At 58.1% G+C, this 25,538-nt stretch carries 21 protein-coding genes; 6 read left to right on the top strand and 15 right to left on the bottom strand.

Annotation, left to right across the window (positions count from 1 at the left end; all coding sequences use genetic code 11):
* Positions 1 to 8: 8 nt before the first annotated feature.
* A complete protein-coding gene (locus PO605_RS13625) occupies positions 9 to 1,862 on the top strand; it encodes a glycosyltransferase (RefSeq protein WP_047473537.1) in 1,854 nt (617 codons plus the stop codon).
* Position 1,863: 1 nt separating this feature from the next.
* Here PO605_RS13625 and PO605_RS13620 read toward each other — a convergent pair whose 3' ends face one another.
* The 8 genes from PO605_RS13620 to PO605_RS13585 all read right to left on the bottom strand — a co-directional run bounded on the left by PO605_RS13620 (position 1,864) and on the right by PO605_RS13585 (position 12,639).
* On the bottom strand, positions 1,864 to 3,042 hold the full coding sequence (locus tag PO605_RS13620; protein ID WP_047473536.1) for a glycosyltransferase family 4 protein: 1,179 nt from the start codon (positions 3,040 to 3,042) through the stop codon (positions 1,864 to 1,866).
* A 61-nt stretch (positions 3,043 to 3,103) separates the two neighbouring features.
* Complete coding sequence (locus PO605_RS13615; RefSeq protein ID WP_082001597.1) at positions 3,104 to 4,363, bottom strand: glycosyltransferase; 1,260 nt, start codon at positions 4,361 to 4,363, stop codon at positions 3,104 to 3,106.
* Positions 4,363 to 5,478 carry a non-hydrolyzing UDP-N-acetylglucosamine 2-epimerase gene (wecB, locus tag PO605_RS13610; RefSeq protein ID WP_047473535.1) on the bottom strand — a complete coding sequence of 372 codons (1,116 nt, stop codon included), beginning with the start codon at positions 5,476 to 5,478 and terminating at the stop codon, positions 4,363 to 4,365. The genes PO605_RS13615 and wecB overlap by 1 nt, the downstream gene beginning before the upstream one ends.
* 2 nt (positions 5,479 to 5,480) lie before the next feature.
* Positions 5,481 to 8,675, bottom strand: a complete 3,195-nt coding sequence (locus tag PO605_RS13605; RefSeq protein WP_156136109.1) for a glycosyltransferase — start codon at positions 8,673 to 8,675, stop codon at positions 5,481 to 5,483.
* On the bottom strand, positions 8,672 to 10,003 hold the full coding sequence (locus tag PO605_RS13600) for an ABC transporter ATP-binding protein (protein ID WP_272206549.1): 1,332 nt from the start codon (positions 10,001 to 10,003) through the stop codon (positions 8,672 to 8,674). The genes PO605_RS13605 and PO605_RS13600 overlap by 4 nt, the downstream gene beginning before the upstream one ends.
* Positions 9,993 to 10,811 carry an ABC transporter permease gene (locus tag PO605_RS13595; protein ID WP_082001595.1) on the bottom strand — a complete coding sequence of 273 codons (819 nt, stop codon included), beginning with the start codon at positions 10,809 to 10,811 and terminating at the stop codon, positions 9,993 to 9,995. Before PO605_RS13595 ends, PO605_RS13600 begins: the two co-directional genes overlap by 11 nt.
* A 29-nt stretch (positions 10,812 to 10,840) precedes the next feature.
* Complete coding sequence (locus tag PO605_RS13590) at positions 10,841 to 12,274, bottom strand: mannose-1-phosphate guanylyltransferase/mannose-6-phosphate isomerase (protein ID WP_047473533.1); 1,434 nt, start codon at positions 12,272 to 12,274, stop codon at positions 10,841 to 10,843.
* Positions 12,271 to 12,639, bottom strand: coding sequence for a DUF2304 domain-containing protein (locus tag PO605_RS13585; RefSeq protein ID WP_047473532.1), 369 nt, complete (start codon positions 12,637 to 12,639; stop codon positions 12,271 to 12,273). The genes PO605_RS13590 and PO605_RS13585 overlap by 4 nt, the downstream gene beginning before the upstream one ends.
* Positions 12,640 to 12,958: 319 nt before the next feature.
* On the opposite strand from PO605_RS13585, the gene PO605_RS13580 reads away from it, so the two are divergent.
* From PO605_RS13580 to PO605_RS13560, 5 genes are all read left to right on the top strand, one after another.
* Positions 12,959 to 13,792, top strand: coding sequence for a cysteine hydrolase (locus PO605_RS13580; RefSeq protein ID WP_047473530.1), 834 nt, complete (start codon positions 12,959 to 12,961; stop codon positions 13,790 to 13,792).
* Positions 13,793 to 13,847: 55 nt separating this feature from the next.
* Positions 13,848 to 15,047, top strand: coding sequence for a nicotinate phosphoribosyltransferase (gene pncB / locus PO605_RS13575; RefSeq protein ID WP_047473529.1), 1,200 nt, complete (start codon positions 13,848 to 13,850; stop codon positions 15,045 to 15,047).
* A 39-nt stretch (positions 15,048 to 15,086) separates the two neighbouring features.
* A complete protein-coding gene (locus tag PO605_RS13570) occupies positions 15,087 to 16,787 on the top strand; it encodes an NAD+ synthase (protein WP_047473527.1) in 1,701 nt (566 codons plus the stop codon).
* A 46-nt stretch (positions 16,788 to 16,833) separates the two neighbouring features.
* Complete coding sequence (locus tag PO605_RS13565; protein WP_034399635.1) at positions 16,834 to 17,952, top strand: bifunctional nicotinamide-nucleotide adenylyltransferase/Nudix hydroxylase; 1,119 nt, start codon at positions 16,834 to 16,836, stop codon at positions 17,950 to 17,952.
* A 72-nt stretch (positions 17,953 to 18,024) separates the two neighbouring features.
* Positions 18,025 to 18,516, top strand: a complete 492-nt coding sequence (locus PO605_RS13560) for a GNAT family N-acetyltransferase (protein ID WP_034397032.1) — start codon at positions 18,025 to 18,027, stop codon at positions 18,514 to 18,516.
* A 20-nt stretch (positions 18,517 to 18,536) separates the two neighbouring features.
* Here PO605_RS13560 and PO605_RS13555 read toward each other — a convergent pair whose 3' ends face one another.
* The 7 genes from PO605_RS13555 to PO605_RS13525 form a co-directional block, all read right to left on the bottom strand.
* Positions 18,537 to 19,475, bottom strand: a complete 939-nt coding sequence (locus PO605_RS13555; RefSeq protein ID WP_013800726.1) for a CysB family HTH-type transcriptional regulator — start codon at positions 19,473 to 19,475, stop codon at positions 18,537 to 18,539.
* Between the two features lie 87 nt (positions 19,476 to 19,562).
* Positions 19,563 to 20,051: a VOC family protein gene (locus PO605_RS13550; RefSeq protein ID WP_012207409.1), complete on the bottom strand. Its 489-nt coding sequence runs from the start codon at positions 20,049 to 20,051 to the stop codon at positions 19,563 to 19,565.
* Positions 20,052 to 20,162: 111 nt separating this feature from the next.
* Positions 20,163 to 20,828 (bottom strand): methionine ABC transporter permease, encoded by a 666-nt coding sequence (locus PO605_RS13545; RefSeq protein WP_013800725.1) that lies wholly within the window; start codon positions 20,826 to 20,828, stop codon positions 20,163 to 20,165.
* Positions 20,806 to 21,954: a methionine ABC transporter ATP-binding protein gene (locus PO605_RS13540; RefSeq protein ID WP_047473524.1), complete on the bottom strand. Its 1,149-nt coding sequence runs from the start codon at positions 21,952 to 21,954 to the stop codon at positions 20,806 to 20,808. The genes PO605_RS13545 and PO605_RS13540 overlap by 23 nt, the downstream gene beginning before the upstream one ends.
* Before the next feature lie 13 nt (positions 21,955 to 21,967).
* Positions 21,968 to 22,780, bottom strand: a complete 813-nt coding sequence (locus PO605_RS13535; protein WP_012207412.1) for a MetQ/NlpA family ABC transporter substrate-binding protein — start codon at positions 22,778 to 22,780, stop codon at positions 21,968 to 21,970.
* A 19-nt stretch (positions 22,781 to 22,799) separates the two neighbouring features.
* Complete coding sequence (locus PO605_RS13530) at positions 22,800 to 23,903, bottom strand: isopenicillin N synthase family dioxygenase (protein WP_043790067.1); 1,104 nt, start codon at positions 23,901 to 23,903, stop codon at positions 22,800 to 22,802.
* 35 nt (positions 23,904 to 23,938) lie between these two features.
* Complete coding sequence (locus PO605_RS13525; protein WP_151019266.1) at positions 23,939 to 25,354, bottom strand: O-acetylhomoserine aminocarboxypropyltransferase/cysteine synthase family protein; 1,416 nt, start codon at positions 25,352 to 25,354, stop codon at positions 23,939 to 23,941.
* Positions 25,355 to 25,538: the final 184 nt, after the last annotated feature.

Genomic DNA, 25,538 nt, shown 5'->3' with positions numbered 1-25,538 from the left:
TGTCCGCCATGGCCCTGCGCATACTTCACGTCGGTAAATTCTTCCCTCCCTACCGGGGCGGCATGGAAGTCTTTCTGGCCGACCTGATACACGAGCAACGACGCCAGGGTGTCGATGCCCATGCCCTGGTCCATGGTGATCCGGAGCCAGATGATCCCGCCTGGCTGGAACGCGTGCCCGTTCAATTCAATCTGGTCTATGCCCCCATGGCCATGGGATTCCGGCGCGCACTGGGCCGCGCCATCGAACGCATTCAGCCCGACGTACTGCACCTGCATCTGCCCAACAACTCGGCGCTTTGGGCACTGACCCTGCCCATCGCGCGGCGCGTGCCCTGGGTCATCCACTGGCACTCCGATGTGGTGGTGTCCAACATCAAGTGGTCCGTGGCATTGGCCTACATGCTGTACCGGCCGTTCGAGCAGGCCTTGCTGGAACGCGCCCAACAGGTATTCGCAACGTCGCCACCCTATCTTGAGGCCAGCAATGCCCTGCGTACCTGGCGCAGCAAATGCGAGATCGTTCCGCTGGGCCTGAACCTCGAAACCATTCCCGCACCAGCACCGCTGCAGCACGGCCAAGGCTGGCGCCCCGACACCCGGCTGCGCCTGTTGTCCATCGGCCGATTGACCTACTACAAAGGCTTCGAGACCTTGATCCGAGCCGTCTCGGCCATGCCTGGCGTGGAGTTGCTGATTGCGGGAGAAGGCGAGCTGCGAGCATCCCTGCAAGAGCTGATACGCCAATGCACTCCAGAGGGCAGACAGGCCTGCGTGCGACTGGTGGGCTCGGTCTCGGACGAGGAAAAACATGCCTTGTTCGCAGGGTGCGACATCTTCTGCCTTGCCTCGCGCGAACGCACGGAAGCTTTCGGCATAGTATTGCTGGAGGCCATGCTGCACGGCAGGCCCTGCCTGGTCACCGACCTTCCCGGTTCGGGCATGCCCTGGGTGGTAGCCCACTCGCACGCCGGCCTGCATGTACCGTTTGAAGACATTGATGCCTGGCGCAGCAGCATTGCTCGCCTGCAGCACGACACGGCCCTCAGGCAACGACTGGGCCAATCGGGCCACAAGGCCTTGCATCGGTTTTTCAGCATCGGCCCTTGTGAACGCAGCGTGGCGCGCCACTACCGCAGCCTCGCGCCTGACACCCGCCCTGCAAGAGCGCGCGAGGACTTGTTGGTTGTCATTTCCACGCACAACAACGAGGCCGAGATTGCGCACCTGATACGCCGCGTGCATGCATTGGTAGAGGCCAGCGTGCTCGTCGTGGACAACCGCAGTACCGACGCCACCTGCCATGAAGCAGAGCAATGCGGCGCACGAGTGCTGCGCCCCTTGCTGGCCATGACGAACTGGGGCAGCCTGCAGACGGGCCTGCGCTACGCGCAGACACATGGATTCCAGACCGTCGTCACCATCGACGCCGAAGGTCGCTATGAGGTGGAGGAGCTGCCCACGTTGCTGGCACAACGCCAGCAGGCGGACATGGTCGTAGCCTACTTCGCCGAGCGCAACAGCCTGGTGCGCCGCATCGCGTGGCAGTGGTTTCGCTGGTTGACGGGGTTTGGACTGCGGGATTTTGTGTCCGGTTTCCGGTTGTACAACCGCCAAGCATTGGAGGTGGCAGCCTCTACGGAGGCCACAATGCTTGACTATCAAGACATCGGCACGCTGCTGCTTATGCGCAGGCAGGGACTACAAGTTACAGAGATCGCTCTGCCACTACATACTGCGAAAGTCAATCGATCGAAAATCTTCAGATCATGGGGCAATGCAGTGAGATATGTAGCTGTATCTTCATTACTGAGTATTGCACATGGCAGAGATAGGCGAAATCCACTTCAAACCTCCCGCTGATTTATCGAACCAATTGAGCTACTTTGGCATAGATTTCTATTGTTCGCTCGGAGCATTGATCCCAAGACATTTGACCAGATCGCACCAACCCTAAGGTTCGCGCCTGCCTTTGCCAATGCTCATCAGTCAGGCAGGTCTGAAGGCCATACGAGATTTCCTCCAGATTCAAGGGATTCACCAGCCTAGCGGCACCTCCGGCAATCTCTGGCATGCAGGAAACGTTGGATGTGAGCACAGGAGTTCCACTCGCCATTGCTTCTACAATAGGTAATCCAAAACCTTCATAAAGTGATGGATAGGCCATCAGCCGCGCCCCCGCATACAATGCCGGAAGCCAGCTTTGGTCGACATAGGATATATATTGCAACCAGCCTTGGGCTTGTGCTTTTGCAAGGCACAAGTGAATCGCACTAGAGTTCCAGCCATTTCCCCCGGCAATCACCAAAGGCCAATTGTGCCGCACCTCTTTGGGTAGCATTCCATATGCCTCAACAAGGCGTTGGATATTTTTCCGTGGCTCTATGGTACCGACAAATAGGCTATACCTCCCAGACTTAAGCCCCAAAGCATTAAGTACAGAGTCTAGCATCTCTGATGTATGAGGTCGGAAATCATTACCCGCCGCCAAATGTATAGCGGTCACTTGTTCTGGCGACATCAATCCATGAGCCAGCACTTCCTGGCGAACAGTCTCGGATACCGTAATTACATGATCTGTCCTCGCCAAACTTTCACCCAAAGCCATATTCATATATTCAACACGGGCCTGGGGATGAAAATTCGGATAAACGATATGAGAGAGATCGTGTATTGTGCTTACAGTCCTACCACTGAAATTCGGAACAATATAATTAGGTGAATGATATACACACCCGTCATTTCCACGCAGCCGCCATCCAAAAAGAGCAGGGGTGATCCTTTTGTATAAACGAACAGCCAATCTACTCCCCGCAACCCTATCCCGCAAAGCCGCTTTGGTCTTAGTTACGGATAATTTCAAAGGGGCGGTGGTTTCCAAAGCAGCCATGGGATCATCAACCCATCGCCCGGAAGAAAAATACCGCAATCTATCAATACGCTCATGACAACCCAGCCGCTTCGCCAGCTCATAGGTATATCGCCCGATACCAGTCAGTGGTGGGCGAAGCGCATCAGCGGCAAAAATTACATCAAGTCTCATAAGAGCATTATCTGACACCAGAATATATTAAAAATCTATTACCCTATCAGAGCGATCAGTGTCAATGCAATATTTCTTTCAACAGCTCCTTACAAGTACGAGCTCGATGACTCCAAGAATGAGCCTTAATAACATCCTCTTTTCTTCCATCAGTCAGTTGCTCTGGATTATCTGCCCATTGCCTATACATATCTCTTAGCACAGCCTCAATTTGTCTGCTGCAATTTTTCACAACAATCCCTGAACCTGTCTCTTCCAAAAGTTCGACACTTGGGTCAAAACCTTCAGCAGTCTTTATGTGTAGTATGGCCTTCTCAGCACCAAGATATTCATATATTTTTCCTGGAATCTGGTAGCTTTGGACATTTCCAATATTCACTAGTACATCTGCCTTTCTTTGCAACTCAAGGCACTCAAAATGACTTTTTTTCCCAGCAAACTCAACACCAAAAATCCCTTGAAACATGGGCTCAAATTCAGAATTATCCCCAGCAATGACAAAAGATATTTCTAGATCCTGCAATCCAACAAGTGCCTTTGCCAACTCTATCGGATTCCTGAAATCTCTGTAGAAATTTCCTGTAAACACCAGAAGAAAGCGTTGTTCACTTTCTTTAGTTTTCCGACCTACTCGCCTATACGAAAAACCTTGAGGCAATACTGATATTTTTCTCTCGACACTGGCACCATGACGACTTATCAACAAATCCAACACACTGCCAGCCGTTACCCAGATGGAAGAGGCTGAGTGAATAACCTTTCGCTCCACTTTCAGATCAATTCCGCGCCTCCATTTTGGCGAGTATGGGGTTAGCAATGGATCACCCATGTCAATAACCCAAGGAATTCCCAACTTACGAGCATAATTTCCAACAAAAATATCAACACCCGGCTCATGTGAGCTTATTACGGCATCGAATTTTTCATCCCTCAACAACTTCTTTATCTTTCGAAGTGCGAAAGGATACCATTCAGACCTTACATCCGGATAAAAAATAGCATTCAAAATCGATCGAACTATTCGATAAGCCTGAAATAGCCGAGATGGCTTTGACGCATTTCTGCCATTCTCAGCTTTACTATTTCTCCAGACATTTCCTGCCAATCTCTGGCTAAATCCGATAAAAGGCCCTGGCCAGACTCGATGGATAGTAATACGCGCATCCATATCCATGGGAAACGCGTTTTCTGTCGAAATATCTGGACATACGACATGGATGTCTACACCAATATCGGCCAGCTCATTGGATAAATAAAACCAACGCAATGCCTGGGCAGCCAATATTGGAGGAAACTCATATGCAATAAGCAATACTTTCACTAAGCTTGCTCTCTCAGAACGGCAACTATTCTTTCAGCGGCCTTTCCATCTCCGTATGGAGAAACACCTCGTGCCATTTTCTTGTATTCCGCTTCATCATCTAGCAAGCACTGCACTCTTTGAACAATATGCTCACTATCAGATCCCACCAATTCCACAACTCCTTCAGCAACTGCTTCAGGGCGTTCTGTTTCCTCGCGCAATACAAGTACAGGCTTGCCAAGTGCAGGAGCCTCTTCCTGAACGCCTCCGGAATCGGTCAAGATCAGGACTGATCTCTTCATTGCTGCAACAAAAGGTGCGTAATCCAAAGGCTCGCAAAGAAGGAAGTTGGGTTCTTGACTCAAAAACTCGTAAGCCACATTCTTTACATTTGGATTTGGGTGAACAGGATAAAGAAATTGAATCTCAGGATTCTTCCGAGCCAATTCCTTCAACGCACGACAAATACTCCTAAATGGTTCACCAAAATTTTCTCTACGATGTGAAGTAACAAGCACAAGACGTTTTTCAGGGTCTAACGGCAAATCTAGCTCAAATTTCTTTTCAGCAGTTGCTAACAGTGCATCTATGACCGTATTGCCGGTCACGATAATATCCTTATCCACAATCCCATCCCTAAGAAGATTCTTTCTTGATTCTTCTGTTGGAGCGAAATGCCAACGAGCAAGTTTTCCAGCAATTACACGATTTGCTTCCTCTGGGAAGGGGTTCTGCATATCCCATGTACGCAAACCAGCTTCAACATGACCAATCGGAACCCTATGATAAAAACAAGCCAAAGCCACAGTCATTACCGTAGTGGTATCCCCTTGAACTAATACAACGTCTGGCTTCTCTTCTTTAAGCACCGCATCCAACTCCAAGAGCAAACGTCCCGTAAGCTCTGTCAGTGCTTGATTTGGCCGCATTATGTTCAAATCAATATCAGGCTTCACTCCGAAAAAATCCAATACCTGATCCAGCATCTGGCGATGCTGCGCCGTAGCTAATACGCGGACCCGTGCCCATGGCTCTTTTTTAAGAGCAATGATGACCGGAGCCATCTTAATAGCTTCCGGGCGAGTTCCTACAACACAAAGAATATTCTTTTTTGAAGTATGAATATTAGACATTTTCACTCAGTGTAATCAATAAAAAAATCGCTGCGATGCTTCCATTTCTCTCTGAAATAGTCAGCATTTCTTTTAAAAAGATTTGCATAAGAATCAGAGCTAGCACTGGCATTGGTAGTTTGATGTGGTTGATGGCGAATACCCGTCAAGTCGCGATAACAGATATCCAGACCCAATTGTTTTATCTGAAGTGAAATATCTGTATCTTCAAAGCAAGTCGGGTCATAAGCGGTATCAAATCCCTGAGTAGAATTGATCACTGCCGTTCGCGTGAAAAAACCACCAGTACCCAAATATGCGATATCTGATCGATAGCCTTCACGAATGGCCTTCGCATTCATGGCACGATTAGGACAATAGTCCGTGATCATTCCACCAAAATCCGTTCGACCAGCATCGAACCAACCTGCAGCCCATCCAACAGCACCCACATTGGCATCACGACTCAGAATAGAGAGAGCCTCTTCAAAACAGCTTGATGAAGTAAACCATTGGTCGGAATCAAAGAAGGAGATATATTTTCCAGTAGCAGCTGCGATTCCTAAATTACGCCCGGATGCGCAACCATTCACGGGGTTCTGAATCACTCGTGCCAAAGGGAAATTTTCTTGGACAAATTCAGCTCCATTGTCAGTACTGCAATTATCTACAACAATCAATTCTTTTATATATACGGAGCAATGGTGCAACAAAGAGGCTAGCGTACGCTCAATGATTTTTCGATTGTTATGTATAAGAATTACAACACTAACTGAATTTCGAAAATTTGTTACTTCCGGCTTTGCAGTGATGACATCAAGCCGAGAAAACCATGAATTCTCCCAAATAAACTGATCACCATATTCCTTGATGCTACTGTTATCTCTATGTATGACCCTAGCGCAAGCCTGGGCAAAATCTTCTGGATTTTTCTCAATCATCAAGCCAGGGTATCCATTTATTTCTGGCAAATCAGTGGAGACGACAGGTTTACCGGCAAACAAATATTCAAAGACCTTAATGGGAGATACAGCATCAGAGATCTTCCCAGGGGAAAATGGAAGCAAGCAGAAATCCGAGTACGCCAAGTAGGCGGGCAAATCCTCAATGCGCTTAGAACCCAAAAGATAAATATTTTTTGGAAGATTCTCTCTTTGCGGGCGATCACCGATCAGCACGAAGTTAATACTAGGGTTTTTGCGTGCCGCCTCTTCAAGGAAATCCCAAGCAAACCACTCACCATAAAGCGAACCAAAATACAGGCCGATCCCCCCATTTCTCGGGAGATCATCAGGGCGTGTATAACTTTTATACTTATCGAAAATATACTCATTCGCAGCATTAGGTAGATATAAAGCATCGTCACGCCCCAAATTATTAAGGCGATGAACTAGAAGCTTTGCTGTACCAACCACAATTTGAGATTTTTTTACAATTTCGCAATAAACATCCCGATTAAACCAATCACCGCCAAGGCTTGTTTCCCAATCATCTATCAATTCAAATACGGTACGCATACCGCAAATGCTGAATTTATTCAGATACTCCAACGCAGCTTGGTGAGGCAACTCTACTAACAGAGTTGCATTACTTGAAATCTTTTTAAGCAGTGCGTCCGGAGAAATGGAGTCTATATGCACATGATTCAATCCATAGAGGGAGACATTAGAGTCAACATAATCATTGACTTCAAAATCAAACTTCTTATAGATATGTATATAGGTAACTCGCCGCCCAGTTTTCAAAGCACAGCGAGCCAGTTGTGCAGAGCGCTGCCCGCCACCGATATCATCAAAAGGCACCCCGGCAATGATAACTAAATCGTCATCCAAAAGAGCTTGATCTGCTATATATATACCTTTATGGTGCTGATTCGGATATTCCGAAAGAACTGGATGAGTCACCGTTGGCAAGGACACCTGCTGTAGATCAATCGGATGTATTGTTGGATTGATCTTATGCAATATATTGCGCCTGATGTGTGGCGGTAGCTTAAGAAAAACAGGCGTTCCTAGTCTACTTATGTGTGAATAAGTAGCGCGCAACGGCCGGGTGATCCGCCAAGAGGCAGATGTCCTGAAATTCTGTAGTTCTTTTTGCAGTTTCTCAATTTCTGCATTACGCGAAACAAGGATGTTTTGCAATTCGGCATTGGCTTGATGCATCTCCTCTGCAACCAAGGCAGCAGAGTTTAGCTCAATCTCATGATTCTCGATTTTTTTCAGATTTCTTTCAGATTGTCTTGAATGTTCAGCAATGGAATTTTCAAGTATTTCGACCTTAGCTTGTGCGCTTTTACTGGCATGGATCGCATCCGTTAACCGCCGCTCAAGTTCAGCTTCTGCCCCTTGCCTGGTGTTGATGACATCAGCTAACCGTTTCTCCAATCCAGCTTGTGCTTCTTGACTTGTGTGGATGACATCAGCTAACCGCTTTTCAAATTCAGCTTGTGCGCTTTGGCTATTGTCCTTAAGACCTTTTAGGCGCTGGTTCAGTTCAGCAATTTCCTCATGTTGGCGATGCAATTCATGGCTCTGACTATTTATATTATTTTTATCTATAAAAACATCGTTTAACGTCAGTTTCTGCTCAGCAATCCATTGATCTTTGCCATAAATCAAGAGTATTTGCTCCCCTGCCCAAAATTTATGTGGTCCAGAAACCTTACTCCACACTAAAGAAAAACCGTTATCCAGTTTAGTAGGAATATTTTTCGCAAGAAAAGTAAACTCGTGCTCATCAATCCTCTGGAACTCTTGATAAGGCAGTAGCAGCACTATGGCTTTTCTAGCATGCTCAGTTATGCGTCGCAATACTTCATATGGATTAGAAAAATGCTCCAGTGTGTTCGATGAGAAAACGATATCATACTCATCTAAAGTATCTTGAATCGGGTTGAGCCAATTCTGGCATTTGAAATTTATGGCAGGATATCTCTTAGATGCCTGTTCTATCGCGGGAGCAGAAAAATCCACCCCGCAAATATTTGCGACTGGCATTTGACTAGCCCACACATCCGTACCATCTCCTTGCGCGCAACCCCAATCCACTAATGTCAGAGCATCTCGCTGCAGGGCTCGAAAAATCCACTCAGGTAATTGATTCACAGCAAGCCAAGAAAATTCTCTTGATTGAGCAGGACCACTCATTTTTTCCCAGTCAGTGACAAAACGCATATCCCAGTAGGGTTGAGAATTGATTTTTTTATCGGTAGTCATGGCACTAGCTGAATGGATGATTGTGTGACAGAAGGCTGGAATACGCCAAACAGGCGATGCTCCGATTCGGAGGCAAAATACTGAACTCCCTCTATATATTCATAGTAGTGGATATCTTTATTTTTTCTATTCTCCACAGCTACAACCAAAAGATATTTTCCCGCTGTAAGATAGTTAGTAAAGCCAAAAGATACTTTAAAGCACTCTCCCTTTGAGAAATCAAGCTTGGTGAAATCATGCGTAGTCGACACGATAAGATCTGTTCCTTTCAGATCCTTGATAGAAAATGCCAAGCTGATATTCTCTTTAGGCAAATGAGAAGGCAGTGCCACTTCTATAACAACTTTAAGTGACTCGCCCCAAGCATATACATTTTTCCTGACTTGACTTGCATCCAAAAGCTCTGCGACTTTAACAATACCAACCTCAGAACCCCAATGGTTGATTGGCTTGAGAGAATCATCTTTAGTATTTTCCAATGCTGGACAATCTATTCGATCCGACAAGGCAGGCATACTTGTAGAAACATCTTCATCCTGCATTCTTTTTTGTTCTTCAACCACCTCATCGCGAAACATATACGCCATATATTGGCCAGTAACGGGAAAAACATCTCCATCATCAATCAGTTTACCTTGATTAATCCAAATAGCTCGCTGACACAAGGTTCGAACAGATCCAACATCGTGGCTTACGAATAAGATAGATGTACCTTGTGCTTGTATATCCTTTATCCGACGCATACATTTAGCAATGAAGCGAGCATCCCCGACAGCCAGTGCCTCGTCAACAATCAAGATTTCCGGATCCACATGGATAGCAACAGCGAACGCTAAGCGTGCGTACATGCCGCTGGAATAGGTTTTAACTGGTTGCTCAAGGAAATCCCCTAGTTCGGAAAATTCCAGAACATCTTGCATTCGTGATTGCATAGCCTCACGAGGAATACCTAAAATTGCCGCATTGAGATATGCATTCTCGCGTCCAGTGAATTCAGGGTTAAATCCAGCACCCAATTCTAACAGCGCAGCAATACGGCCATGAACTTTGACACGACCACTAGTTGGCTTTAATGTGCCGCAAATAAGTTGTAGTAACGTAGATTTGCCACTGCCATTTTGCCCAATAATACCAACCGTTTCCCCTTTGCCAATCTTAAAAGAAACATCTTTCAATGCCCAGAACTCACGATAATATTTTTTTTTCGGGCTTTGACTAATAGCCCCCACTCCCTGAGTGGCATATTGCTTCAGACGGTCAAGCGGCTTTTTGTAAATCTCGTAGCACTTACTTATATTTTCGACTTCAATGATAGATTTAAAGGACATCAGAGAACCCCCCCTTGGTTTTTTGAAACCAAGCAAACCCTATCCAAAAGACAGATGCTGACACGACAGCTTGCTGAAACCATGCCTTCCAATTAATAGACTTCCCCCACAGCATCACGTCGCGAGCAGTTTCTATTGAAAAGGTCAGCGGATTAATCTCTAGCAATTTTCTGTACTCAACGGGAATTGAAGTCGTCGAATAGAAAATAGGAGATAGAAACATAAGTATTGTGATTATGATTGCAACAAACTGTGGCGTATCTCGAATGTAAACACCTAATGATGCAAGAATCCACGAGATCCCCAAAGTGAGTAATATCAATGGCAAAAGAGTAATTGGCAACAAAAAAATACTTGCATGCGGAACGCCAAAGAAAATAATATAAAATATTATCCAAACAAAAGTACTCACCATAAATTGAAAAAAGGCCGAAGCCAATGCAATATACGGCAATATCTCAATGGGAAAAATTATTTTCTTAACATAGTTAATATTACCAATAATTAGCACTGGTGCACGACTGATCACTTCCGAAAATAATCCAAATATTATTAATCCTGCAAATAAAACCAATGCAAACTCTGTTCTCGACCCATTACCACCCGACCATTTAGACTGAAATATTATACTAAACACAAAGGTATAAACAGCCAGCATCAACAATGGATTTAAAAAAGACCAAAGCAATCCAGCAATCGACCCTTTATAACGGCTTACAATTTCTCGCTTAGCCAAATCCGCAATAAGCCCTCTGTATTTAAAAAATATTATTATAGGAGCAAATATATTTACACTGTCTAAAGCCATATATTGATGAATTGATTTTTTTTAAAAAACTAGTATTCGCTCTGAATGCGAACAATATCGTCTTCGCCCAAATACGCGCCCGACTGTACTTCGATGATTTCAAGCGGTAGTTTTCCTGGATTTGACAAAAGGTGAACATGTCCGACAGGGATGAAAGTGGATTCGTTTTCCCCAAGCAGGAAAGTTCTATCGCCATTAGTCACTTCTGCAGTTCCTTTCACTACGATCCAATGCTCAGCCCGGTGATAATGCATCTGAAGACTAAGCTTGGATCCCGGATTGACAACGATACGCTTGACTTGGAAGCGGTCACCGCGATCTATGCTGTCGTACCAACCCCAGGGGCGATGCACCTTACGATGCGAGGCTGCCAACTGCCGATTTTGCGCCTTCAATTCGGTGACGATCTTTTTTACATCCTGACTCCTGCTCTTGTCAGCCACTAGGACGGCGTCTGGAGTTTCCACGATGATTAGGTTGTCTACTCCAACGGTAGTCACTAGGCAACTCTCCGAGAAGAGAAGGCTGTTTTGAGTGTCAATAGCCAGCGTGTGGCCCACGTGGGCGTTGCCACATGAATCTCGTGGCAACACGTCCCACAGAGAGTCCCAAGCCCCTAGGTCCGACCAGCCCGCGTCCAGCGGCACTACCGATGCAGGTATTCCCAGATCTTTGTTACCTGGCAAATGCTCCATTACTGCGTAGTCGATCGAGTTTGAAGGGCATCCAGCGAAGAGCTCGCCATGGGGACGGATGAAGTCCATATCTTGGCTGCTTTGAATTATCGAGGCTCGACAAGCGTGCAGAATCTGCGGTTGCAGCTCTGCGATAGCCTTAAGCCACACGTCTGCTCGCACCATAAAAAGACCGCTGTTCCAGAGATAATTGCCGCTTCTCACATAGCTTTCTGCCAGTTCCTGACTCGGCTTCTCAGTAAAGCTGCTTATCGCGAATGCACCGCAATCGATAGCTTCAGCCTTCTCTATGTAGCCAAAACCAGTCTCGGGACGGCTGGGCACAATGCCAAACGTCACCATAGAGCCTTCCTTTGCAAGTTGCCAAGCCACAGACACGGCATCGTGAAAGTCCGAAAGCTTGGTCATGACATGATCTGCAGGCATGGCCAGCATGACGGTGCCGGGCTCTGCAATCAGGGCCGCCAGGGTCAAAGCCGGAGCCGTGTTTCGACCAACAGGCTCCAACACCAGCCTGGCGCCCTCTATTCCAGTCTCCTGCAGTTGTTGCGCGGCCAAAAAACGGTGCTCGTTATTGCAGATCACGACGGGAGCAGCCTTCGGTATATGTTCGGCCATACCGTCTAAGCGCTCGACAGTTTTCTGCAACATGGAGATACCGTCCCCGTGAAGCGCCAAAAATTGCTTTGGGTAGCTCTCACGGGAAAGCGGCCACAGGCGGGTTCCAGAGCCGCCGCAAAAGATGACGGGAAGCAAGGGGGTGCTCATGACGGGGTCTTGTTAGAAAGAGGCAGACGCAAATCCTCAGCATCCGCCTCCAGCATCGCCAACCGCTGATTCAACCGCCGCACATCACGCTCGATGCGGGTGTTGACCATGTCGGCATGCAAGGCCTTGATGAGCAGGACGATGCTGGCCAGCAGCAGCAGCATGGCCGGTGGATAGCTGATGCCCAGCACCGCTGCCAGGCGGTTGATCATCCCGGGCCAGACGCCCAGCACGACGGCGGCAACGGCAACGACCACCCAGAACAGGCCGTGCATGAGGTAGAGATGGTCGCGCCGGATCAGGTACAGAATCAGCGCGGCCAACCCTACACCCATGAAAGTCGTTGTTACCTGAAGGGATGCCATATTGATAATCAAAAGCTACCGAATGAACCCATTCGGTTGATGCAGGGCACGCCTGAAAACAGCGCAATGGCGGTCTGAAACAGGCCAAGCCGCCAACGAAATACGTAAAACCTCCCATTGTAGGTTCCGCATCATGTTCCGAAGTCGCTTCCCCCTCTCGTTTCGCCCTGGCCTTGACAGGGATGTGGCGCCGTATTTCACAGCCCCTGCAGAAGCGGAAGGATCAAGCCTTGGTGACAGGCGACGCTCCTGCAGCACTACACTGAAGCATTGACCTGATGCACCGACCACGCACTGTTGCTTGCGTGCACCTTCATATATGCCATCTTCCACCACCCAGCTCCTGGTCATAGACCCCCAGAACGACTTCTGCGATCTGCCTGAGGACTGGTGTCCTGGCCGGCAACGTCCCAGCCTTCCCGTGGCGGGCGCTCATGCCGACATGCAGCGGCTTGCCGGTTGGATACGGCGCGAGGGGGCGAAGGTGGACGCCATCACGGTGACGCTGGACTCGCACCAGCGCTACGACATCGCCCATCCGGCTTTCTGGCAACAGGGCAATGGCGACGACAGCGGCGATGTGGTGCCGTTCACCGCGATCACGGCGGCGCAGGTGCGGGCGGGGGTGTTCCGGCCGCGCAACGCCGAGGCGCTGCAGCGCAGCCTGGAATATCTGGATGCACTCGAAGCCAACAGCCGCTACATGCTGATGGTCTGGCCCGTGCACTGCGAAGTGGGCAGCTGGGGCCACGGTATCCATGCCGATGTGCTGGCGGCCTGCGGCGACTGGCAGCAGCAGCGCCAGCGCGCCGTGTACAACGTTTTCAAGGGGCTCAATCCCTGGACCGAGCACTACAGCGCGCTGCTGGCCGAGGTCCCCGACCCGGCCGATCCGGCGACCTTGCTGAATACGGCCTTGCTGGAGCGGCTGGCCCAGGCAGACATGCTGGTGGTCGCGGGCGAGGCGAGCAGTCACTGCGTGCGCTCCACGGTCGAGCATCTGGTCGAGCACCTTCCCCATCCTGAGCGCATCGTGCTGATGCACGACGCCATGAGCCCGGTGCCGGGCTTCGAGTCCGCGCACCATGATTTCCTTGCAGCCATGCAGGCCCGCGGATTGCGGCTGGCCTCCAGCCAAGAACTCCACCTGTAGGGGCGGACCGCCTTCACGCGCGTAGCCCCCTTTCCTGTTTCCCCAGCATCGCACCATGGCTCCCATCATCACCAGCCTGCTCGACACCGATCTCTACAAATTCACGATGTGGCAGGCCATGCTGCACCGCAATCCCCAGACCGAGGCCGAATACGAATTCGTCTGCCGCACGAAGACCGCCTTCCCGCTGGCCGAGCTGCTGCCCGAGGTGGAGCGCGAGCTGGACGCGCTGTGCGCGCTGCGCTTCACGCCCGAAGACCTGGCCTACCTGGGCGGGCTGCGCTTCATGAAGAGCGACTTCATCGACTTTCTGCGCATCTTCCAGTTCCAGCGCGCCTTCATCCGTGCCTGGGCCGATGGCGACACCCTGCACATCGAGGCCAAGGGCCCCCAGGTCCATGTGATGGGCTTCGAGATCTATGTGCTGGCCATCGTCAACGAGCTGTATTTCCGGCGCTTCGACGCCGAGGCGGCGCTGGCCGAAGGCCGCAGGCGCCTGGCCGGCAAGATCGAGCGCCTGCGCCACCTGGCCTGCGAGGCCAGGCTGCGCAACCCGTTCGAGCTGTTCGACTTCGGCGTGCGCCGGCGCTTCTCGGGCGCCTGGCAGCGCGAGGTGGTCCAGGCCTTTGCCACGCAGACGGCGCAGTGGTTCAAGGGCACGTCCAACGTGCTGCTGGCGCGCGACTTCGGCATCGTGCCCATAGGCACCATGGCCCATGAGTACCTGCAGAGCTACCAGGCCCAGGGCGTGCGCCTGCGCGACTTCCAGATCGCCGCGCTGGAGGCCTGGGTGCAGGAGTACCGGGGCGACCTGGGCGTGGCCCTGACCGACACCGTGGGCATGGATGCCTTCCTGGCCGATTTCGACATGTACTTCGCCAAGCTCTTCGACGGGCTGCGGCACGACTCGGGCGACCCGTATGCCTGGGGCGAGAAGGCCATCGCCCACTACCAGAAGCTGCGCATAGACCCGCAGGCCAAGCGCCTGGTGTTCTCCGACGGGCTGGACCTGGACACGGCCCTGGCCCTGTACCAGCGCTTTGCCGACCGCATACAGCTGGGCTTCGGCATCGGCACGCGGCTGACCAACGACATGGGGCTGGAGACCATCAACATCGTGATGAAGCTCACCCATGCCAACGGCCAGCCCGTGGCCAAGATCTCGGACTCGCCGGGCAAGACGCTGTGCAACGACGAAACCTATCTGGCCTATCTGCGCCAGGTCTTCGGCCTGGCCCAGCCTGTCGCCGTCTGACACCGCCTGACACCGCCTGACACCGCCAAGGCTCCATTCATGCTGCGCATCACCATTGCCCAACTCAACCCCACCGTCGGCGACATCGCCGGCAACGTGGCCCGCATGGCCGAGGCCGCTGCCCGCGCCGCGCACGAGCGGGCCGACCTGCTGGTCTTTCCCGAGCTGTCGCTGTGCGGCTACTACCCTGGCGACCTGCTGGACGAGCCCGCCTTTCGCGAGCGCCTGGAGCAAGGCTTGCAGCAGCTGCTGCAGGCCACGCGCCAGTGGCCGCAATTGCACTGGGTCATCGGCGCGCCCACGCGCGCCAGCGGGCCCGGCAAGCCGCTGCACAACAGCCTGCTGGTGCTCAAGGACGGCGCCGTGCGCCTGCGCTACGACAAGCAGCTGCTGCCCACCTACAACATCTTCGACGAGCGCCGCCACTTCGAGCCCGGCCCCGACGCGGCCAAGGTGCTGCGCATAGGCCAGGCCCAGGTGGGCTTTCTGGTGTGCGAGGACGGCTGGAACGACGCCGGTGCCGACTACGCCACCAACCCTTTCGCGCGCATGGCCGACGCCGCGCCCGACCTGGTGGTCAGCATCAACGCCAGCCCCAGCCACCTGGGCAAGCGCGAGCAGCGCCACGAGATCTTCGGCCAGGCGGCCACGCGCCACGGCCTGCCCATCCTCTACGTGAACCAGATCGGCGGCCAGGACCAGATCGTGTTCGATGGCGCCTCGTTCGCGGTGGAGCCCGGGCGCGGCGTGGTCTTCGAGGCCGAGCGCTTCGTGGAGGACCTGCGCACGCTGCAGTTCGACGACGGGCGCTTCCTCGACGCGGCCGGCCAGCCCTGCATGAGCGTGACGGCCGAAGGCCTGCCCACCATGGAGTTCTACCGCCGCCAGATCGTGCTGGGCCTGCGCGACTATGCGCGCCGCTGCGGCTTCACGCGCGCCGTCGTCGGCAGCTCGGGCGGCATAGACAGCGCGCTGACCCTGGCCCTGGCCGCCGAGGCCCTGGGCGCGGACAACGTGGTGGCCGTCACCATGCCCTCGCGCTTTTCGTCGAGCGGCTCGGTCGATGACTCGGTGATCCTGTGCCGCAACCTGGGCATCACGCTGCATGAGCACCCGATACGCGAGCTGGTTGACGGCTATGCGCGCCAGTTCGAGGCCAGCTTCGGCCAGCCGCTGCGAGGCCTGCCGCTGGAGAACCTGCAGGCACGCATCCGCGGCACCACGCTGATGGAGTACTCCAACGCCTTCGGCCACCTGCTGCTGACCACGGGCAACAAGTCCGAGATCTCGGTGGGCTACTGCACGCTGTATGGCGACACCAACGGCGGCCTGGGCCTGCTGGGCGATCTGTACAAGACCGAGGTCTTCGAGCTGTCGCGCCACATCAACCACAGTGCGGGCCGAGAGCTGATTCCCCAGGCCATCATCGACAAGCCGCCCTCGGCCGAGCTGGCGCCCGACCAGAAGGACGAGGACAGCCTGCCGCCCTATGCGGTGCTGGACGAAATCCTCAAATACGCCATCGAAGGCCGGCACCTGTCCACCGCCGAATACGGCACGGCCGAGCGCTTTGTGACCCAGCTGCTGGGCCAACCCGGCGGTGCCGAGCTGGTTGACCGCGTCAAGCGCATGATCTTCCGCAGCGAGTACAAGCGCCGGCAGGCCCCGCCCATACTGCGCGTGCGCCCGCGCGCCTTCGGCACGGGCCGCCAGATGCCCATTGCCGCCCACTACGAATGAAGCCAGAGTGAAGCCACCGAGCCTGTTTATGCAAGAGACTGCCGCCATGGACGCCCCCACCGAAACCCCGGCCACCAGCGAGCGCGTGCACACCGCCGTGCTGATCGGGCGCTTCCAGCCGCTGCACAACGGCCACATGGCCCTGCTGCGCGCGGCGCTGGAGCGTGCCGAGCAGATCGTCGTCGTGCTGGGCAGCGCCTGGCAGGCGCCCAATCCCAAGAATCCCTTCAGCTGGCAGGAACGCGCGCAGATGCTGCGCGAGGCGCTGCCGCCCGCGGACGCGGCCCGCCTGCACTGCGTGCCCGTGCGCGACTATTACAACGAACCGCTGTGGGTACAGGCCGTGCAGCAGGCCGTGCAGTCCTGCGTGCCCGAAGGCGCCAGCGTGGCCCTGGTCGGCCATTTCAAGGACGCGACCAGCGGCTACCTGGCGCGCTTTCCGCGCTGGCAACTGATCAGCCTGCCGCGCCTGGGCCAGTTCGACGCCACGCCGCTGCGCGACATCTACTTCGGCGAATCCGGCGTGGACTTCGAGGCCCTGGCCGCCCAGGTGCCGCCCGCCACCCTGCAGTTCCTGCGCCAATGGGCCACCACGCCCGTCCATGCGCAGATGTGCGAGGAATGGCGCATGCTGGCCCGGTACCGCCAGGCCTGGGCTGCGGCGCCCTACCCGCCCGTCTTCGTGACCGTGGACGCACTGCTGCGCTGCCGCGTGCCGCACGAAGGCGCGCAACAGGACCACATCCTGCTGATACGCCGCGCCCATGCCCCGGGCCTGGGCCTGTGGGCGCTGCCGGGCGGCTTCCTGGAGCCGCGCGACACGCTGTGGCAGTCCTGCCTGCGCGAGCTGCGCGAGGAGACCTGCTCCACGCTCAGCGAGGCCGACCTGCAGGCGGCCCTGCAGTCCGTGCAGGTCTTCGACCATCCCGACCGCAGCCTGCGCGGACGCACCATCACCCATGTGCACTATCTGGACCTGGGCGTGCTGCCCTCGCTGCCGCCCGTGCAGGGCGGCGACGATGCGGCACTGGCGCGCTGGGTGGCCGTCTGCGACCTGCCCGCCATGGAAAGCGCGTTCTTCGAGGACCATTTCCAGATCCTGCGCCAGTTCCTGCCCCTTCCGGTGCAACAGCCCCTGGCGGACACGGCCGTGAAAATCGGCTAAAACCGGAGATTGCGGCGCCATCTTGCGTCGCAATACCGTTTTTCCGGGCTCCCCGTGTCCCCCCGCGTTTGAATGACTACCACCCTACAGATCCGACCCGCCACCCCCGATGACGCCGAGCTCATCGTCCGCTTCGTGCGCGAACTCGCCGTCTATGAAAAAGCCGAGCATGAAGTCCTGGCCACGCCAGAGCATGTGAAGCGCACCCTGTTTGCCGACAACCCCGCCGTCTTTGGCCTGATCTGCCTGCATGGCGACCAGCCCGTGGGCTTTGCGGTCTACTTCTTCAACTACTCGACCTGGCAGGGCCGCCACGGCCTGTACCTCGAAGACCTCTACGTCACGCCCGAGGCGCGCGGCCTGGGCGCGGGCACGGCGCTGCTGCGCCGCCTGGCGCAGATCGCCGTCGAGAAGGACTGCGGCCGCTTCGAGTGGAGCGTGCTCGACTGGAACCTGCCCTCCATCGAGTTCTACGACCGCCTGGGCGCCCTGCCCCAGACCGAGTGGATCCGCTACCGCGTGACGGGCGACACCCTGCTGGAGATGGCGCGCGAGCCGGCCTGAGGCCGGCCCCCTTCGTCTGCCTACTCGGGCTCCACGCCCTGGCGCACGGCCTGCTCGACCACCTCGCGCGTCAGCGTGGGCACGAAGGTCTCGATGAAGGCATAGGCATAGCCGCGCAGCCAGGCGCCCTTGCGCAGGCCCAGCCGCGTGGTGTTGACCTCGAACAGGTGGCCGGCGTCCAGCGTGCGCAGGCCCTGGTCGCGCTCGGCATCCAGCGCCACCGAGGCGACGATGCCCACGCCCATGTCCAGCTCCACATAGGTCTTGATCACGTCGGCGTCCATGGCCGTGAGCACCACGTCGGGCTCCAGGCCCTCGCGCGCAAAGGCCTCGTCGATGTGGGCGCGGCCCGTATAGCCCTGCTCGTAGGTGATGATGGGAAAGCGCGACAGCGCCTCCAGCGTCAGCGCCTGCTGCGACTGCAGCAGCGGGTGGCCGGGCGGCACGACCACGCCGTGCGTCCAGCGGTAGCAGGGCAGCGCGACCAGGCCTTCATAGCCGGCCAGCGCCTCGGTGGCCACGCCGATGTCGGCCTCGCCGCTGCGCAGCATCTGCGCCACCTGCTCGGGCGAGCCCTGGTGCAGGTGCAGGCGCACCTGCGGATAGCGCTGGCGGAAGTCGCGCACCACATGGGGCAGCGCATAACGGGCCTGCGAGTGGGTGGCGGCAATCGACAGCCGCCCCTGCTCGCTGGCGCTGAAGTCGGCGCCCACGCGGCGCAGGTTGTCGGCCTCCAGCATCAGGCGCTCGACGATGGGCAGCAGCGCCTCGCCGGGCGGCGTCAGCCCGGTCAGCCGCTTGCCTGCGCGGATGAAGATCTCCACGCCCAGCTCTTCCTCCAGCTCGCGGATCTGACGGCTCACGCCAGGCTGGGAGGTGTGCAGCGTGTGGGCCACCTCGGTCAGGCTGTAGCCGCGGCGCACGGTTTCGCGCACATAGCGCAGTTGCTGGAAGTTCATGGGCAAGGCTCCGCCCGGGGCCGGTGCGGCCCGGGCCTGTGGAAGGCAAAAGCAGAAAGGGAAGAGAGAGGGGGACGGCGAGAGGCTTCAGGCCGAACAGGCCACGGCCGGCTCATCCGGAGCATCGGCCGCTGCCTCGCGGGGCAGCTCCAGCAGCTCGATCAGATTGCCTGCGGGGTCTCGCGCATAGCAGCGCCGGCCCTCGCTCACGGGCGCCACCTCCAGCGCCAGGCCGCCGTGCACCAGCAACTGCTGGCGCAGCGCATCCACGTCGCTGACCGTCAGCGCCAGGTGCACCAGGTTGCCCGCCGCGCGCTCGGTGCCGCCGGACTGCCCCTTGTAGGGCACGAGATCGATGCGCTGCCCGCCGGCCAGAAAGCTCAGGCCCGGACGCCCGGCAACGGTCAGGGCAGACAGGCCCAGCACTTCGCCATAAAAGCGCTCCATGGCCGCCTGGGCGCGCGCCGGAAAGGACAGCTGGACATGGTGGACGCCACAGACGATGGCCACGCCAGGCTTCATGGCAGTGCGGCCGGCAAGAGGGGAAGGCCAGGCGGGGCGTGTGGTGTGGGTCATCGAAGCATCTCGGAAAAGAATCAGCAGCCCGAATGCTGCTGCAGGCCATTGTCGAGACAAGTCGAAAAAACCAAAAATAATAAAAATTCAGTCTATTATTTCCAAATCATCTCAAGAGATCGAACGCCGGTGGTCGGCACGGCGTGCCAGCCATTCGCCGCCGAACTGCAGTACCGACACCAGGGCCACCAGGATGACGATGACCTCGAACATCACGCGCGTCTCATAGCGCTCGTAGCCGTAGCGGATGGCCAGGTCGCCCAGGCCGCCCGCCCCCACGGCGCCCGCCATGGCCGAGGCATTGACCATGGCGATCACACTCACGGTCATGCCGCCGATCAGGCCCGGCAGCGCCTCGGGCAGCAGCACCTGGCGCACGATCTGCGGGCGGCGCAGGCCCATGGCGCGCGCCGCCTCCACCAGGCCGCCGTCCACTTCGCCCAGGCTCACCTGGGCGATGCGCGCAAAGAACGGAATCAGGTTGGCCGACAGCGGCACCACCGCCGCCCAGGTGCCCAGCGTGGTGCCCACGATGGCGCGCGTCACCGGCAGCAGGGCCACCAGCAGGATGATGAAGGGAATGGCCCGGCCGATGTTCACCGCCGCCGACAGCCCCCGGTACAGCCGCGGCCTGGCATAGAGCCCGCCCGGCGCCGTGGTGTGCAGCACGATGGCCAGCGCCAGCCCGGCAACGATGGCGATCAGCGAGGACGCGCCCGCCATCAGCAGGGTTTCCAGAAAGGCCTGCAGGTATTTATCGAGCGGGGGCAGGGACATGGCCAAGCAGTTGCAGTGAATCGGCGCCCAGCGCCTGTTGAAGGGAAGACAGCGCGGCCGGCGAGAGCGGGGAGAGCGACGAGGGCAGATCCTGCACCGGCACGCCCACCAGCAGGCGGCCCTGCGAACGCCCGCGCATGCAGTCCAGGCCACCCTGCAACAAACGGGCACGCGGGCCCAGCACCTGAAGCTGCGCCAGCGGCAGGCCCTGCTGGCTGCCGCCGTCGGCCCATCCGATGGCCAGCACGGCGACGGCCTCCGGGCCATCGGCCGCTGCCACCAGTTCCAGGTCCGCCGCCAAGGCCTGCCGCAGCGGCCGCAGCAGCGCACGCGCTGCTTCCGAGCGCGGTGCCGCAAACAGCTGCCAGACCTCGCCGATCTCCTGCAGCCGGCCCTGGTCCAGCACCAGCACGCGGTCGCAGACCTCGCGGATCACGGCCATGTCGTGCGTGATGAGCACGATGGTCAGCCGCAGCTTGCGGTTGATCTCGCGCAGCAGCTCCAGGATGGACTGCGTGGTTTCGGGGTCCAGGGCCGAGGTGGCCTCGTCGCACAGCAGGATTTCGGGCTCGTGCACCAGCGCGCGCGCAATGCCCACGCGCTGCTTTTGCCCGCCCGAGAGCTGGGCCGGATAGGCGCCGCTCTTGTCCGCCAGCCCCACCAGGGCCAGCAGCTCGTCCACCCGTGCGCGCACGAGCGCGGGCCGCCAGCCTGCGGCCTGCAGCGGCAGGGCCACGTTCTCGTACACCGTGCGCGAGGACAGGAGGTTGAAGTGCTGGAAGATCATGCCGATGCGCCGGCGCAGCGCCACCAGCGCGTCCTCGTCCAGCGTGGCGACATCGGTGCCGTCCACCAGCACGCGGCCGCTGCTGGGCCGCTCCAGCGCATTGATGGTGCGCAGCAGCGTGGATTTGCCGGCGCCGCTGCGGCCGATGATGCCGAACACCTCGGCACGCGCCACCTCGAAGCTCAGCGCCTGCAGTGCGTGCACGGGCTCGCCCGCGCTCCTTCCCGCGCCCCTGCCCGTTCCCGGGTAGTGCTTGCGCACGCCCTCGAAGACGATGTGCGGCCGCTGCAGCGCATCGATTGCATGGGGCTCGCCGGCCGCCGCCTGTTCCACCTTCATTGCCTTACACGCCTCAGAAGGCCGGCAGCACCGAGCCCTGGTACCTGCTCACGATGAACTGGCGCACGGGCTCGGACTGGTAGGCGCGCAGCAGGGCCGCGACCCAGGGTGCAGCGCGGTCGCGCTCGTGCACGGCAATGATGTTCACGTAGGGATTGCGCTCGCGCCTTTCGACGGCAATGCCATCGCGCGTGGCGATCAGCCCCGCCTGGTAGGCAAAGCTGTTGACGATGGCCGAGGCATCGAGATCGTCCAGCGAGCGCGCCAGCACCACCGAGGCCGCCTCCACCAGCTGCACCTTCTTCTGGTAGCTGGCGATGTCGGCCAGGCCCGCCGTGCCCTTGAAGGGGTCGAAGCCCTCGCGCAGCTTCAGGATGCCCTGGTCCTGCAGCACCACCAGCGCGCGCGTCTGGTTGCTGGGATCGTTGGGAATGCCCAGGCGCGCGCCAGCGGGCAGGTCGGCCAGGCGTTTGTGCTTTTTCGAATAGAAGGCGATGGGCGAGATGTAGGTGTCGCCCGCCGCCACCAGCCGGTAGCCGCGCTGCTGGTTCTGGTCGCGCAGGAACGGCACATGCTGGAAGGAGTTGGCCTCGATGTCGCCGTTGTTCAGCGCCTCGTTGGGGCTGGCCGCGCCGCTGATGACCACGGGCTTGACCTGCAGACCCTGCTCGCGTGCCACGCGGGTCACCACTTCCCAGATTTCCTCGTCCACGCCGCCGCGCACGCCCACGCGCAGCGGGCCGGCCTGCGCGGCCCGGATGGCGCCTGACATCGCCGCCACCGAGGCCCCCGCCGCCAGTCCCCGCAGAAATACTCGCTTGTCCATCGCACAGTCCTTTCAAGAATCAATAGGCACCAGGGTGCAGCTCACGGCCGGCCGCGCGGGCCTGGGCCTGCAGGCGGGCGAAATGCTCGGGATAGAAGCGCTGGGCCACATCCAGGTGGGAGCGCACGCGGCCCTTGAGCGCGTTCTCGCCCACATGGCTGAACAGCGGGTTGTCCGGATCGCTCTGCGGCCCCGTGGCCAGCACGGCCAGCTCGGGCGGCAGGGTCAGCAGCGGCACCTGGCCCAGGTCCAGGCGCGGCGCCAGGAAGTAGGCGATGGAGTAGCGCTGCACGCCCGCGCGCGGCACCAGCACGCGATGCACGTTGGCGCGCAGATAGCCGTTGGTGGCCAGCTCCAGCATCTCGCCGATGTTGATGACGAAGGCCCCGTCGCGCGGCGGCACATCGACCCAGCCGGCCGGCGTCTCCACCTGCAGCCCGCCCACCTCGTCCTGCAGCAGCAGGGTCAGCAGGCCGCCGTCCTTGTGTGCGCCCACGCCCTGGCCTGCTGCGCCCAGCTCGCTGCCCGGGTAGTGGATGATCTTGATGCGGTGCGCAGGCAGGCCGCTGACCAGGGCGTCCAACGCGCCCTCGGGCAGCTGCAGCGCGGCCACGAAGTGGCGCAGCAGCTCCAGCGCCACGCCATGCGCTGCCGCCTGCCAGGCCAGCACCTCCTCGCGGAACCCGGGCAGGGCCTGCGGCCACTGGTTGGGGCCTTGCAGCCCCTTCCAGTCCGGCACGCCGGGGCCTGCGGGAATCTCGGGCGACTCCTCGCCCAGGTCGATCTGCTCGCGCTGGTCGGGCCGCTGGCGCGTGATCTCCATGCCCACGGCCGTATAGCCCCGGAAGTGCCGCGTGTTGGCAATGGCCAGCGCCTGCTTGTCCGCCAGCGGCAGCGCAAAGAATTCGCGCGCGCGCCGCTGTATGCCCTGCCATGCGTCCCGGCCTATGCCGTGCCCTTCCAGGTAGAAGAAGCCGGTGTCGCGTGCCGTGCGCGCCAGCTGGCGCAGCGCCTGGGCCTGCGTGGCCGGGTCGCGCAGGGCCTGCAGGTCGATGACGGGCAGGGCCGGGGTTGCCGCCGTGGCGGCGGGCGCTTCGAGGGTGGATGCTGTCAAGGTGCTCATGCTGTGCTGCCAGGGAAGTGGGAAGGAAGGGGCGCTCAGGCCGCCAGGCGCTGATCGCGGTCTTGCTCGTGGTCTTGTTCGCGGTCTTGTCCGCGTTCGGCAGCCAACACCGCATGGCCCTGCGCCTGCTCCAGCGCCTGCTCCAGGTCGGCCAGCAGGTCCTGCGGGTGCTCTATGCCGATGGACAGGCGCACCAGCCCGGGCGCAATGCCCACGCGCGCCAGCTCCTCGTCGCTGAGCAGGCTGTGCGTGGTCTCGGCAGGAATGGCGGCCAGCGACTTGCTGTCGCCGATGTTGACCAGGCGCAGGAACAGGCGCAGCGCGTCATAGAAGGCGCGCGCCGCCGGCCGGCCGCCGCGCAGCTCGAAGCCCAGCAGCGCCGGCACATGCCCGCCGCGCAGTTGGCGCAGGGCCAGCGCGTGGTCGGCGTGGCCGCTCTGGCTGGCGTGGTGTATGCGCTCCACCAGCGGATGGCGCTGCAGGAAATCGATCACGGCCAGCGTGTTGCGGCTGGCGCGCTCCTGGCGCAGGCCCAGTGTCTCCAGGCCCTGCAGCAGCAGGAAGGCGCTGTGCGGCGCCAGCGCCGCGCCGCAGTTGCGCAGCAGCACGGCACGGGCCCGCGCGATGAAGGCGCGGTCGGGAAATTTCTCGGTGAAGACAAAGCCCTGGTAGGCCGGCTCGGGCGCGCTGAACTGCGGGTAGCGCCCCGCGTGCGCCACCCAGTCGAAGCGGCCGCTGTCCACAATCAGCCCGCCCAGCACATTGCCGTGTCCGCCAATGGCCTTGGTGGCCGAATGCACGACGATGTCGGCGCCCCAGTCGAAGGGCCGCAGCAGCAGCGGCGAAGCCACGGTGTTGTCCACCACCAGGGCCACGCCGGCCGCATGGCTGATATCGGCCAGCTGGCGCAGGTCGGCAATGCCGCCCGATGGATTGCCCACGGACTCCACGAACACGGCCTTGGTGCGCGGCCCTATCGCCCGGCGCAACGCCTGGAAATCATCCTTGGCCACGGCCGTGCTCTGCACGCCGCGCGAGGCCAGCACATGGGCGATGAAGTTGTGCGTGCCGCCATACAGCTGCGAGGCCACGACCACATGGTCGCCCGCACTGGCCAGCGTGGCCAGTGCCACGTCGATGGCGGCCATGCCCGAGGCCAGGGCCAGCGCGGCCACGCCGCCTTCGAGAGCCGCAATGCGCTGCTCCAGCACCGCCAGCGTGGGGTTGGCCGTGCGCGAGTACACATCGCCCTCCTCCACCAGGCCGAACAGGTTGGCGCCGTGCTGGGCGCTGTCGAACACGAAGGAGGTGCTCTGGTAGATGGGCACGGCCGCGCTGCGCTGCTGCTCTCGCCCCCGGTAGCCGGCGTGCAGGGCCTGGGTGTCCTGCTGCCAAAGCGCATCGCTGGCTGCGTCGTGCGGGGCGGACTCGGTGCCGGTCGCTGAGGTCATGCATGGACTCCGTATGAGTGGTCGATGCAGCCCATTATTCGAAGCCCGCGCCCTGCGCACTACGAAGAAAAACGCGTTCGCTTATTCGGTTTGCGCATGTCGCCGGGCCGCGCCCTTCCTAGTTGTCACGCACATATGGATGCGCGTTTTGCGTCGTTGGAAACACGGCACCCAGCGGACAGCA

The organism is Delftia sp. DT-2 (genome assembly GCF_028401915.1).
Lineage (GTDB): Bacteria > Pseudomonadota > Gammaproteobacteria > Burkholderiales > Burkholderiaceae_C > Comamonas > Comamonas tsuruhatensis.
Note: the sequence above shows the minus strand (reverse complement) of the source record. Positions and strands in the feature narration are given on the sequence as shown.

Bases quoted from the DNA above. Each gene is read 5' to 3' on its own strand.
- PO605_RS13625 (WP_047473537.1), top strand. From the start codon at position 9: ATGGCCCTGCGCATACTTCACGTCGGTAAATTCTTCCCTCCCTACCGG.
- PO605_RS13620 (WP_047473536.1), bottom strand. From the start codon at position 3,042: ATGAGACTTGATGTAATTTTTGCCGCTGATGCGCTTCGCCCACCACTG.
- wecB (WP_047473535.1), bottom strand. From the start codon at position 5,478: ATGTCTAATATTCATACTTCAAAAAAGAATATTCTTTGTGTTGTAGGA.
- PO605_RS13605 (WP_156136109.1), bottom strand. From the start codon at position 8,675: ATGACTACCGATAAAAAAATCAATTCTCAACCCTACTGGGATATGCGT.
- PO605_RS13600 (WP_272206549.1), bottom strand. From the start codon at position 10,003: ATGTCCTTTAAATCTATCATTGAAGTCGAAAATATAAGTAAGTGCTAC.
- PO605_RS13595 (WP_082001595.1), bottom strand. From the start codon at position 10,811: ATGGCTTTAGACAGTGTAAATATATTTGCTCCTATAATAATATTTTTT.
- PO605_RS13590 (WP_047473533.1), bottom strand. From the start codon at position 12,274: ATGAGCACCCCCTTGCTTCCCGTCATCTTTTGCGGCGGCTCTGGAACC.
- PO605_RS13585 (WP_047473532.1), bottom strand. From the start codon at position 12,639: ATGGCATCCCTTCAGGTAACAACGACTTTCATGGGTGTAGGGTTGGCC.
- PO605_RS13580 (WP_047473530.1), top strand. From the start codon at position 12,959: ATGCCATCTTCCACCACCCAGCTCCTGGTCATAGACCCCCAGAACGAC.
- pncB (WP_047473529.1), top strand. From the start codon at position 13,848: ATGGCTCCCATCATCACCAGCCTGCTCGACACCGATCTCTACAAATTC.
- PO605_RS13570 (WP_047473527.1), top strand. From the start codon at position 15,087: ATGCTGCGCATCACCATTGCCCAACTCAACCCCACCGTCGGCGACATC.
- PO605_RS13565 (WP_034399635.1), top strand. From the start codon at position 16,834: ATGGACGCCCCCACCGAAACCCCGGCCACCAGCGAGCGCGTGCACACC.
- PO605_RS13560 (WP_034397032.1), top strand. From the start codon at position 18,025: ATGACTACCACCCTACAGATCCGACCCGCCACCCCCGATGACGCCGAG.
- PO605_RS13555 (WP_013800726.1), bottom strand. From the start codon at position 19,475: ATGAACTTCCAGCAACTGCGCTATGTGCGCGAAACCGTGCGCCGCGGC.
- PO605_RS13550 (WP_012207409.1), bottom strand. From the start codon at position 20,051: ATGACCCACACCACACGCCCCGCCTGGCCTTCCCCTCTTGCCGGCCGC.
- PO605_RS13545 (WP_013800725.1), bottom strand. From the start codon at position 20,828: ATGTCCCTGCCCCCGCTCGATAAATACCTGCAGGCCTTTCTGGAAACC.
- PO605_RS13540 (WP_047473524.1), bottom strand. From the start codon at position 21,954: ATGAAGGTGGAACAGGCGGCGGCCGGCGAGCCCCATGCAATCGATGCG.
- PO605_RS13535 (WP_012207412.1), bottom strand. From the start codon at position 22,780: ATGGACAAGCGAGTATTTCTGCGGGGACTGGCGGCGGGGGCCTCGGTG.
- PO605_RS13530 (WP_043790067.1), bottom strand. From the start codon at position 23,903: ATGAGCACCTTGACAGCATCCACCCTCGAAGCGCCCGCCGCCACGGCG.
- PO605_RS13525 (WP_151019266.1), bottom strand. From the start codon at position 25,354: ATGACCTCAGCGACCGGCACCGAGTCCGCCCCGCACGACGCAGCCAGC.